The organism is Balneolales bacterium ANBcel1 (assembly GCA_029688905.1).
In the GTDB taxonomy this organism is placed as follows: Bacteria; Bacteroidota; Rhodothermia; order Balneolales; family Natronogracilivirgulaceae; genus SLLW01.
The window spans coordinates 75250-86959 of the sequence record JARULB010000004.1; the positions used below are offsets into that span (position 1 = coordinate 75250).

Genomic DNA, 11710 nt, shown 5'->3' on the forward strand with positions numbered 1-11710 from the left:
ATGAAAAAAACTGTCATATCCATCCGCTATCTGTTTCTCTGCATGATGACCGTTGCGGCCGGGCACCTGTTCCTGCTTGCCGGAGGGAATTCCTTTGCCCAGATACCGGACTGGTACCTTGAGGGCCGAAGCATGCACTACCCCGCCGACCTCTATATTGTGGGCATGGGTGAGGGCGACACACTGGAAGAGGCCGCAGGTCAGGCCAGGACTTCACTCGGTGCCCAGATACGGGTCAGGGTGGAGTCGGAAATCACCTCTATTGTCACAGAAATGGACAGAGGTGACCGCAGTTCGTTTGAGTCCATGTACCGCAATGAAAGCACATCCCGCATCGACGAACAGCTTCCAGGGGTGGAGATTGCGATGCAGGGCGAGCATGCCGGCCGTTACTACGCTCTGGCCGCCCTCGACAGACAGCGGTATGTCAGGGAGTTGCATTCGGAGCTGGATCGTCTTCGTGAGAGCTACGATGCCATGGTTGAAAGCGGGCGCAATCATATACGGCAGGGACAGATAACTACGGGAATCAATGCGCTGCTGGAAGCGCAGGGGCAGGCCTCAGAGTTCTATTCGGCCTTGTCAACCCACAACGCCCTTGCGCACAGATCATACGGAAGTGGCGATATTCTGGGCGTGGCAAGGCTTGTTCCCGAAATCCGGGAAACGCTCGCTTCAGTGCGCCTTTCGGTGAAATCCGGAGACGAACAGGCCGGTGTTCCCGGCAGGCAACTCGCCGAACCGATTGTATTCAGTGCAGTCTACAAGCAGAACGGCCGGGAGGTGCCGGTATCCAGTCTGCCTCTGCTGGTGGCATATCAGGATGGAGGTGAGGCTGACAGGGTGACAACCGACGCGGAAGGCCTGGCATCGGTACATCTGACAGCCATGCGGATTCGGGGGGAAATGAACAGAATTACGGCAACAGCGTCATTTTCGGAGATCCCCCCGGTATTTCGAAGTATGGTTCGCGATATTTCGGTCCGTGCAAACTACCGTATCTCCGATACCGACAGAATTCCGGTGGCCGTGGTCGTTACCGATGAAGCCGGAAGGAGGCATGCCGGAAGCGAGCAGCGACTTGGAAGTGTGGTTGAACGTTTGGGATACCGTCTCAGCGACGCGTCCGGAGTGGTTTTGGAAGGCAGCCTGGGGCGGGTCGATTCCCGCGAGGTTGACGGTTTGGACGGCCGCCAGTTCGTGGTGCGCTCGGAGATGAACCTTATGATCAGGCAGCGTTCAGACAATTCCGTGGTGGGTTCGCTCGAGGCCCGGGGAACCGGAATGAGCCACAGAAGCGAGTCGGATGCATTGAACGCTTCGCTGAACCGGCTCTCCATCGACCGGCAGGATTTGGCCAGGGCACTTGCCGGTGTGACCATGGAGATGGCCATGGCCGAACACGGAAGCCCGCCTTCAGCAGTACGGGAACAGCGAGACAGACACGAAGCCCCGGCAGGGACGGGACGTGAGTCAGGGGGGCGGCTGCCCAAAACAACCATCGACGATTTTACATTTGAAGTGCACTCGGCTTCCATGACACCCGATAACAGGGTCATAGTGGAGGTGATGATTACAAATCACGACCACAGGGATCGCAACACCCGTTTTTCACGCCGATTGTTCATCATGTACGATCAGGAAGGAAGAGAAGTCACAGGTCCGGCTATTTCCGTGGCCTCCAGCAGTACCGTAAGGGGCTGGGGTTTCGACCATCTGATTATCCCGGATGTGCCGGTAAAAATGACCATCGAATTCAGGGATGTCCACCCCGAAACCAACGTGATTACCTTGTTGTCATTCCGGGCCGGCAGCACCGATGTGCGCCTTCGCGATATCCCGCTGATAAAATCATCCCGCTGAAGTGAGCCGGTGGATTTTCTAGCCGGTTTTTTTTCAAGAATGAATACCCGACACGGGCACGGAGGTCTATTCCGCCGAAAGCCATTCCCGATAACTGGCACGGCGTTCGGTTACTTTCTGCAGATAGTCCCTGGTTTCCTCCCAGGGCAAGTTTTCAATCAGGTGGTTGTAGTTTTCTTCAGGAGACATCTCATTGGCAATCGTCACCGCCCGGTTGATATTGGTGTTGCCGGTGTAGGCCCGGGCAACATTTCCGGCTCCGGTATTATAGGCACTGATGGCCATGTACTCCAGCACCCTTGGAGAAGTTACACCACGGATATACTGATTTGTGAGGATGTCATAATACGTACATCCGAATAGAAGGTTGTTATTCGGGTCGAAAAGAAGGTCAGGGCTGGGAATGCCGTCCTTGTTTCGAAGTCTGCGATAGACGTCACGCCCTGCGGTATTCGGGACGATCTGCATGAGGCCAAGTGCATTGGCATGTGAACGCGCTACCGGGTTGAAATAGGATTCGGTGTGGATGATGGCCAGGATAAGAGCCGGATCCTGTTCGTAGCGTCCGGTATTTTCGGCAAGGTATTTCTGGAACTTCTCCGCACGCGTTCGAATGTGGTCCGGGACCAGGGACAGGTTCACACGCAGTATCTGTCGAACCTCCTCGCTGTTTCTGGATTCCAGTTGCGCCTCTTCGGCAGCTCTCTGCGCGAGTCCGGCGATGTCGTCGGCATCACCCAGATCCAGCTGACCTTCAAGAACCGGTTCCTCATAAATCTCCTCGTCATCTTCGGGCATTTCGCTGCGTGTGCCCCTGCTTTCGGCCAGATCCACTACAGATTCCCTGATTTTCTCCCGCAGTATTTCCTCGGTATCACCCTCTTCCGCAAGAACTTCCACCTCCACGGATCCCTCCTCGAAGTCGACATCCCAGCGGACGGTCCCCCCGCTTCGGTACTCTACCCAGTTTGTCTTCGTTCGTTCGCGGAAATCACCCCACCGGCGCTCCATCTCCTCGCGAAAAGCCTCGAACAGTGCCTGCTGCTCGGCACGATATTCCTCAAATGCGACTTCATCCAGGATCATGCCTTCCCGTTCAAGATCACTGAACTCCTCGAAAGCTTCGCGCTGCTGCGCCTGGAACTCCTCAAAGGTCTGCTGGGCCACCAGTTGAGGCGGGGAAAAAAGAAACCCCGATATCATGAGTATCATGGCGGTTGCAGCAGCTGTCCCTTTTGCAGCGAACGGGTTACATGCTCTCGGCCGCGCATTGGACGGCACTGCATCACCTTTGTTCATCGCATCAGGTATGATAGCTGATTTCAGTAATTTCATGGGTCCTCCGCATTGATTTGCCGCCTGCCTGTGTCAGTATCATTTCCCTGCCCTGTCTCAGGCCCAGCCTATTTTTGCCTTAAAGCCTGCCATAAAATCATCCACCCGTTCATACTGATAATTTCTCACATAGTTCAACACGGCCAGGAACGGCAGGGCGATGATCATGACATAAAAAACGATGGCCAGGACAATCACCGTTACAAAAATGCCGATTGCAAGTACAACAATTGCGTTACTGTCCGTGGTCTCGCTTCCGTCACTCCAACGGGTTACATAGGTAGTGATTGGAATGGACCATACGGCCGCAATGGTACCGAACACCAGTTTTTGAAAGAAATTCGAACTTTTCTTCATCATCTCGATCTGCCTTTTTCTTCTGTTGATCAGAAAGACCGGCGCCCGCGATACGTACAGGTAACCGCCAAAGACCCCGACAAGAAAGAGGGTTTGGAACAGGTTCGAGGCCGCCTGCCTTCTGTGCCTTCGGTTTTCGCTGCGTACGTAGGCTTCCGGCGACATTTCGCTGACCCTTGAGAGTTCCTCCCGGCGGTCTTGCAACTGTTCATCCCTTCTGAATGAATTCTCCGGTTGGTTTTCGAGAGTGGAAATCCTGCTTTCAATGCGATTGACCGCACTACTGTGGATGGCTTCCGCATTTTCCATGGAATGGTGTCCACCCATTTTATCGAAAAAGGTTGTTGTATCGGACCAGGTGATGATCAGTACGAAGATACCGATGACTCCGGCAATCCAGTAGGAACCTGCAAACCTTCTTTTGGGTGCTTCGTTGACGATTTCGCGGACATTTTCGACCATCCCGATAAGCTCCTGGTCTGTGATATTCAGCTTGTCGATTTCTGCCAGCTTCTCATTTGCACTCTCGATGTGTTTCTTGCTGGTCGGGTGATAAAGAGCATCCCCTTCTTCGGTTTCCGCCTCCGCAAAATCCCATTCATCCACGATTTCACTGTAAATAGTATGACCGACAGCATTTCTGTCTTCCGCCATTTCCTTTACATTTGCGAGCAATGCGTTAAACTCCTCGTCGGAGACATTAAGCTTTTCAATTTCGGCGATTTTTGATTTGGCAAATTCTATTTGCTCAAGACTGTTTGGACTTGACAACTCCTCGCCAGTATCCGGGTCGGTCTCCTTATGCCCCCAATAGTCAAAAATTTGATCATATAGTTCGTGCGCTTTATCCAGTTTGTCGCGATTTGAATCAATTGACATGCTAGCCTCCTTTGATAAGTGTACAAGTGAGTCCCCCTTCCAAAAGGTGACATGTGCAAATAATACAGGCGCGTTACCCATACAGGCGCCTTACCCAAATACAAACAACACAAATACAACAACTTTGGCCTAAGCCAATAAATACCAAAAACCCAGTATTATTACTGCGATATATAATAAATAAGAAGTGATAGTACCGAGAATAGCTTTATTTAATCTCAGTCAAAAATAATATGAAGACTTCAACAACTCCTGTCAATAGTATCACAGGAAACTTAACAAACTCTAATACCCAATTTTTGTTTATATCTACACTGATATTGACACTAACTACCAATCCATCATGACATTATAGAATATATATTATGATATCACGATTATTTTATGAGTAGTTCACATCACATAATAACAGGATATCATCTGCAATATTCCTGAATTTTTTGTGGATTCTAAAACAGATAGGATGGCAAGTAATGGCTGCGAATACGCTATGTCAGTCACTCGTGAACCTCCTGAAAAAATCAGTTTGGAAAGTATTTCGCTATTGATGGGCAGGTGGATATTCACGATTGATCCGGACCGGTTGCAGCAGCAGCTGATGTTTCGCAGGTGTGCCGGCTTACAGAAAACCACACCGGAGTGTCCGGCAGGCGCATGGGCTATCCGGAAAGAGGCGATTGGGTGCTCCAAAAGTGTCCCAAATGTGGCACATTTTTTCCACATCGGGGCAAAAAAAACGGCGCAATTCGGGTTTATTTACCAAAATTCGCCGTTTCTGGTTAAGTGGGCCCGGAGGGACTTGAACCCCCGACCAATCGATTATGAGTCGACTGCTCTAACCAACTGAGCTACGGGCCCATCATATTTGTTTGTACCGGATATGCGTCCCTGCTCTTCGATCCGTTGGATTTCCGGACGCATACCACATCTGACAAGCACCCTTTCCGCTACTTTAGTAACCAGGCTTATTCGCCGGTATTGCCCGGAACGGGGTATGTCTGTCAGCCCGTAAATATAGGAGTTTTTGCCAGTCGGTACAATCCTGCTTTTGTGCCCGATGCTCCTCTCTATCAAAGCCGGATCAAGGCCATATCAAAGCCATATATATATGGCCTTGATATGGAGTTGTTATGGAGTTGACTAAACAGAGTTCCATCTTCGCTCCTTCGTCTTTTTCTGCCGGCCGGCAATCCGGCTCATTAACCCGCGTTACGTCGCCTGCTTTTTGGTCACTTCTTTCGGACGAATCGTCATCACTGGTATCTTCGCCCTTTCCACCACTTTTTCCGAAGTTGATCCCATGAATATGTGCGCAAGTCCGCTTCGTCCATGGGTGGCAATGACGATCATGTCCGCATTGGCCTCCGCATAATCCACGATTTCGTAGTGAGCCGAGATTCCCCGTACCATCTCGAAATTGAGGGGAATCTGGTAGCTCTCCTCCTCGCGCTCAAGGTGCAGCGCATAGCGGTCACCCTCTCCGTTGATGATTTTCATCCTGGCTTTGGGCCGCTCGGCGAAGAAGGCCTCGATTTTGGCCGCCGCTTTCTTGCGGAAGGTGCGAAGCATTTCATCATCGCTCTCCGATTCTTCTACCGGTTCCGTACCGTGCAGTTCCCTGACATGGAACAGGGTGATCTCCGCTTTCAGTCGGCCGGCCATGATGGATGCGGGCAGTATCGCCTTCAGCGAAAAATCGGAGTAGTCGGTGGGCACCAGGATGGTGCTGGTGCTCTCGGGCATGACGGATCCCGATATCGATAGGACCGGAATGGGACTGAACCGGATCACTTTTTCCGTTACATGCCCCCGGGTGATATGGTCGGCATGCGTGCCCTGGGCTCCCATCACAATCAAATCGTATTTTTGCTCACTGGCATGCTGAAGGATGACCTCGTAGGCCCTCCTCCCGACTCTGACGACCGGCTCACCCCGGTGTTTTTCCGTTATGTGGTTGTGCAGCTCAACCCGCAGCCTCTCTTCGGTCTCCTCTTCGATGTGGGGATAGACATCCTGATCCAGCGAAAAGGGATATCCCACTTTCTTCATGCTTTCATGCAGGTACCGGATGGTTGGAACCACGTTGATCATGTCCACCGTGCCGCCGAACACCTTGAGCAGCGACTCGGCATAGGAATACGCTTTTCGGGATCCTTCGGAAAAATCTGTCGGTACCAGAATACGGTTTAGTTTTCGCATAAATCCTCTTCATTGAAAGTGGAAATAGTGTCGCCCTGCCTGATTCAATATAGCATTTCTGCCATGAGTTGTGAATAGTCCGGTACCAATTAAAAATGGCTGACAAGACCGGATTTCCGGTTCAGAACCCGACCCAGATACCCGACCAGCAAAAACCCGGAAAGCATGGTGGCGACACCGCCATACATCGATCTCCGCCCATCCTTGAGCCTTTGATCGTGCTCCGGAGATCGCCACTGCGGCCAGTAGGGCCGGCTGCTGACCAGGTGCCGGCTGACCTCCCTGATCTCCACCTCCTGCCGCCCCGGCGGATCATCGGGATTGATGATGTCCCCCAGCTCCGTGTAGGAGGGACGGCTGCGATCGGGCTCGTCCACCCTAAGCGCCTGCACCTCCGGATCGTCCAGCGGCGCCGTGCGACTGAGTACAATCTCGGTGTATTCCCGCTCCTGATAAGGCCAGACGACATACAGCGATCCGGCCATGAACCCGACCAGCAGGCAGAGTGTCATGATATGAAACCGCTTGAGCAGCCAGGAGAGCAGCCTCACAAACAACACCAGGCCGACTATCATGCCCAACCCGAACGGCACCAGGATCATGAACGCCTCAATCGTTCGGTCTGTGCCGAGCAGCGCGATATTCCCCAGTATGTGGTCGTATTGACGCAGTATCAACAGAATAAATGAACCTGAAATCCCGGGCAGAACCATCGCGGTTATGGCAAGACTGCCACTTAGAAAGGCAAAGAGCGATGTTTCCGGAGTGCTGGTGGGCACCAGCGTGACGATGCGCAGGCCAATCAGAAATCCGATGAAAACAATCAGCGCCTCCCGCCACCTTATGTCACCTATCGCTTTGAGCAGCAGCATGATTGAACCCGAAATCAGTCCGAAGAAGAGCCCGTAGACGATTTCCGGATGGGTGTGCATGAGTACCGGCAGCGGTACGATACTGGTGAAGAAGTAGACGGCGGAGACCCCGCCCAAAAAAACCGATATCAGAAATTTCCAGTGAACACCCTCAAAGAACTCGCCCCACTGAAACGTAATGAGACGGCGTATGGCCGGCAGATCGACACTTCGGATACCAAAAATCAGGCGGCTGTATATTCCCAGAATGAGCGCCATCGTCCCGCCGCTGACGCCCGGAACCACATCGGCCGAACCCATCACAAACCCCTTCAGATAGAGGAACGGCATCTCCCCCGGCCTGGTCAGATCTTTCTCCGGGATGCCGGTCTCCGCCGAAGAAACCTGCTCCTGTTCACGTTCCTTGTTCTCCGATGTTTCGGCCATTGTTTGAATATATCAGTTGCTGGATGATTCTCTAATTACCGGGCGTAACCGCAACGTATGCCATGTCATTTTCCGCACACGCGTCATAGCTACAAATCTTTGTCCCGGTCAGGAAAAGAGCCGTTTGGACAGGTCTGATCCCGACTCCCGGATCTACGTTGCATTCCCGGTTCCTCCGGATCAAACCGATCCCAAGATACGGCAATACGCACATCCGTAAAAACGGCAAGTCACTGCTCTCCACCGGCAGCCCTGACCATTCCAATGGTAAACGTTGCTCCCCTGCCCCTGCCATCACTCGCTGCTTGTATGAATCCCCCCATCTCCTGCATATAATTGGCGCAGCTGTGCAACCCGTACCCGTGGCCCGATTTCTTTGTCGAAAATCCGTGAGTGAATACTTTTTCCAACTGACTGGCCGATATCCCAATACCGTTATCATGCACCGAAAAATAGATGTACTTCTCATCCTGACGGGTCGACAGGGTGATAACTCCCTTTTCGGGTTTCGCTTCCCGAATAGCCTCCCGTGCATTTTTCAGTACATTGATGAGGACATGCACCAGTTTACTTTTCTCTACCCGAACCGGATCCACCTCTTTGAAATCCCGGACGATGACAAGCCGGCTGTCCTGACTCATCTCATCCTGCAGGGTAAGCGTGTCTTCAATGATGGGCTCCAGGGGTAAATCATTCTGAATCCGCCCGGCCATGGAGTAGCTCTGCTGGGCGGAAACAACGTCCATGATAAGCTGGATTTTATCGGAAAGGCGCCCAATTTGGACCATCAACTCGTCGTATTCTTCTTTTACCGGCTGGTCGAGTGCCATATAATAATTCAGCAGCTGCTCGCCTTTGGGGTCATTCAAAACGAAATTCCTGATATCCTCACGGTTTCCTTTCAACATCGCATTGGCTTTTCGAAACCCTTTTAGATGCGATTTCCCAAGCAGTTCCCGGATCATGACCGCAGAAACATTCACACTGTTCAAAATGTTGCCGATGTTGTGCAGCACATTGGTTGCCACATCGGCCATACCTGCTTTATGAGCCTTGTCAACCAGCTCGGCCTGGGTTTCTTTCAGCTTTTCGAGCGTCTCTTTCAAATCTCTGGTGTGCAGCGCGACCTGTTCCTCCAGCATTCGGTTTCGCTCGTGAATGGACCGTACTCTCCAGCGGTATCCCAAGGTAACCAGCCCCGCTATCGCCAGTGCGGAAAGTATGTAGAACCAGGTGGTCTGCCAGAAAGGCGGCACGATGACCAGCCCGATCGCAGCTTCCTCTCCCCATACATCGCTGCTGTTGGAGGCGCGGACCCGAAAGGTATATTCACCGGGATTGAGATTGGTATAGGTAGCCGACCGTTTGTTGCCCACATAATTCCAGTCGCTGTCAAAACCCTCCAGCATGTAGGCGTACTGATCGTTTTTATTCACTTCGTAATTTAGGGTAGCGTACTCGAAGGTCACAACCGACTGATCATGCGACAGCACAATCTGATCCGTCAGGCTGATATGCCTGTCAAGCACCGACCCTTCGTCCGCAATGGCCACCGGTTGATTGAATATGAGCAGCTCCGTGAAAACAATGGGCGGGACATAGCCGACGGCCGCAATACTGTCAGGATGAAACCGGTTATACCCGTTCACACCACCGAAATACATAAACCCCTGGGTGTCCCTGTAAAACGATGCCGGGTTGAATTCAAGGCTCTGCAGGCCATCTGCTAGGCCGTAATTCTGAAACGCCTCCTCCTCCGGGTCGAACCGTGAGATACCATTATTCGTGCTGAGCCAGAGCTTTCCGTGATCATCTTCCAGGATACCGTGAACGATGTTGTTCGGCAGCCCGTCGCGAGTGGTATAGGAGGTAGTAGAATAATCCTCGCGGTTAAACAGTTTGAGCCCACCCCCGCGATTGGCGAGCCACAGCCTGTTTAGGCGGTCTTCATGAATGGCCTGCACCGCATTACCCTGGAAATAGCGGTCATCCAGGTCGTACTCTGCGAACCGGCCGGTCTCCTTGTCAAAGGACGCAAACGCCCCTCCATAGTTGCCAATCCAGAAATTGCCCATGCTGTCCTCGTAAAAATACCGGATGTACCCATTGTATTGCAGATAGGGATCATTCGGGTCTGGGACAAAATGGGTAAACTTACCGGTACGGGTATCCATCAGGTTTACCCCCAATCCATTGGTACCCACCCACAGCATATGTGGCTCATCCCGATCAAAGTAGAGGGCAAAAATATCGTTACTGTTGATACTGTTGGGGTTTTCGGGGTCGAACCGGTAGTTGGTGAACCTTTCAGACCGGGGATCGAACCGGCTCAACCCCCCACGATAGGTGGCCAGCCAGAGATCTCCGTCATCTCCTATCGTGATATCAAAAATCACATCGCTCGGCAGGCTGTTCGGGTTGTTCGGATCATGCCGCCAGGCGGAGAACTGCCCGGTCTCCAGATCGAAATGATTGAGCCCTCCACCGTCGGTACCGATCCAGAAATCGCCCGAGTCATCTTCATAAAAAGAGAGAACGGAGTTGTAGTTGATACTGTGGGGACGTGACGGATCGTGCCTGATATGCTGAAACCGGGAAGGTTTCCGGTCTATGTAATTGACCCCCCCATTGAATGTACCGATCCAGATAATCCGGGTATCGCTTTCGAAAAGCGAATAGACGGTGTTATTGTTAAGACTGTGGGGATTGCCGATATCACTCTCATAGTGGTAAAACCGGCCATGGGTTCGGTCAAAGTAGTTCAGACCGGCATTTTCGGTACCCACCCACAGTATGCCCTGATGGTCTTCAACAATGGCAAAGATGGAGTTACCGCTGATACTGAAGGGGTCATCCGGATTATGGGTATGAGATTCGAATGAATTCGACTCCCGGTCATAGCGGTTGAGGCCGCCTAAACGGGTGCCGATCCAGACCACCCCGTCACTGTCTTCATACAAGGTATGAATATAGTTGGCATTGATGGAGCCGGGATTATCGGGATCGCTGATGAAACGGGTAACGGTTTCGGTGTAAGGATCAAAGAGATTCAGTCCGAAATGCGTTCCCACCCAGAGCTTTCCGCGTCTGTCGTACAACAGGGCGGTCACGGCATCACTACTGATACTGTTAGTATCATCCGGACTGTGGGTGTAATACTGAAAGCGTTCTGTTTCCGGATTCAGCCGGTTCAATCCACCGAGCGTTCCGATCCAAAGGTGGCCGTTGCCGTCTTCGACGATATCATTAACAGACGCATGGCTGATGGCATACCCCTCCTGGTTGAACTGTTCGGATGTGTACTGCACAAAATTATCCTTCTTCCTGTTGTAGCGATTGATCCCGTTCCTGCGAGTGGCAACCCACAATGTGCTGTCGCTGCTCTCAAACAGATGCGACACTTCATTAAAACTGATACTGTTGGTATCGTTGGGATCATTCTTGTAAATAGTGATTTCATGGCCGTTGTAGCGGTTAAGCCCATCGCGGCTTCCAAACCACATGTAGCCGTAGCTGCCCTGCAGAATCGTGCTTATCGTCGCCTGCGATAGCCCGTCCTTGTCGGTGATGTGGTGAAAGCGCATGGCGTCCATCTCCATTTGACCGGCCGCCCCGCCTGGATGGCACAGCAACAGGAAAAGATACATCAGCCCGGCATTGGCAATAGCTTTCATCTCTCGGTAATTTGCTGGCTTTCAGCCAATTTCTACGCTATTCGTTTGTTGTTCAAGTCGCAGCAAGCACTCTCGTGCCATTCCCGGACAACAGGAAGTGGTAAC

6 protein-coding genes and 1 tRNA gene are annotated in these 11710 nt (G+C 52.1%); 1 reads left to right on the plus strand and 6 read right to left on the minus strand.

Annotation, left to right across the window (positions count from 1 at the left end; genetic code table 11):
• Positions 1-1863 carry an LPP20 family lipoprotein gene (locus QA596_06650; protein ID MDG5767137.1) on the plus strand — a complete coding sequence of 621 codons (1863 nt, stop codon included), beginning with the start codon at positions 1-3 and terminating at the stop codon, positions 1861-1863.
• A 66-nt stretch (positions 1864-1929) separates the two neighbouring features.
• On the opposite strand, the gene QA596_06655 is transcribed toward QA596_06650, so the two are convergent.
• The 6 genes from QA596_06655 to QA596_06680 form a co-directional block, all read right to left on the minus strand.
• On the minus strand, positions 1930-3198 hold the full coding sequence (locus QA596_06655; protein MDG5767138.1) for a murein transglycosylase domain-containing protein: 1269 nt from the start codon (positions 3196-3198) through the stop codon (positions 1930-1932).
• Positions 3199-3255: 57 nt separating this feature from the next.
• The gene (locus QA596_06660; protein MDG5767139.1) at positions 3256-4434 is read right to left on the minus strand and encodes a hypothetical protein; all 1179 of its coding nucleotides are present in this window, start codon (positions 4432-4434) and stop codon (positions 3256-3258) included.
• 784 nt (positions 4435-5218) lie between these two features.
• Positions 5219-5292, minus strand: a tRNA-Ile gene (locus tag QA596_06665).
• 351 nt (positions 5293-5643) lie between these two features.
• On the minus strand, positions 5644-6633 hold the full coding sequence (locus QA596_06670) for a universal stress protein (protein ID MDG5767140.1): 990 nt from the start codon (positions 6631-6633) through the stop codon (positions 5644-5646).
• A gap of 89 nt (positions 6634-6722) precedes the next feature.
• Positions 6723-7931 (minus strand): DUF368 domain-containing protein, encoded by a 1209-nt coding sequence (locus QA596_06675; GenBank protein ID MDG5767141.1) that lies wholly within the window; start codon positions 7929-7931, stop codon positions 6723-6725.
• A gap of 230 nt (positions 7932-8161) precedes the next feature.
• Positions 8162-11605 (minus strand): two-component regulator propeller domain-containing protein, encoded by a 3444-nt coding sequence (locus QA596_06680; protein ID MDG5767142.1) that lies wholly within the window; start codon positions 11603-11605, stop codon positions 8162-8164.
• Between the last annotated feature and the right edge of the window lie 105 nt (positions 11606-11710).

Coding starts and splice junctions, on each gene's coding strand:
- QA596_06670 (MDG5767140.1), bottom strand. CDS start 6,633: ATGCGAAAACTAAACCGTATTCTGGTACCGACAGATTTTTCCGAAGGA.
- QA596_06675 (MDG5767141.1), bottom strand. CDS start 7,931: ATGGCCGAAACATCGGAGAACAAGGAACGTGAACAGGAGCAGGTTTCT.
- QA596_06650 (MDG5767137.1), top strand. CDS start 1: ATGAAAAAAACTGTCATATCCATCCGCTATCTGTTTCTCTGCATGATG.
- QA596_06660 (MDG5767139.1), bottom strand. CDS start 4,434: ATGTCAATTGATTCAAATCGCGACAAACTGGATAAAGCGCACGAACTA.
- QA596_06680 (MDG5767142.1), bottom strand. CDS start 11,605: ATGAAAGCTATTGCCAATGCCGGGCTGATGTATCTTTTCCTGTTGCTG.
- QA596_06655 (MDG5767138.1), bottom strand. CDS start 3,198: ATGAAATTACTGAAATCAGCTATCATACCTGATGCGATGAACAAAGGT.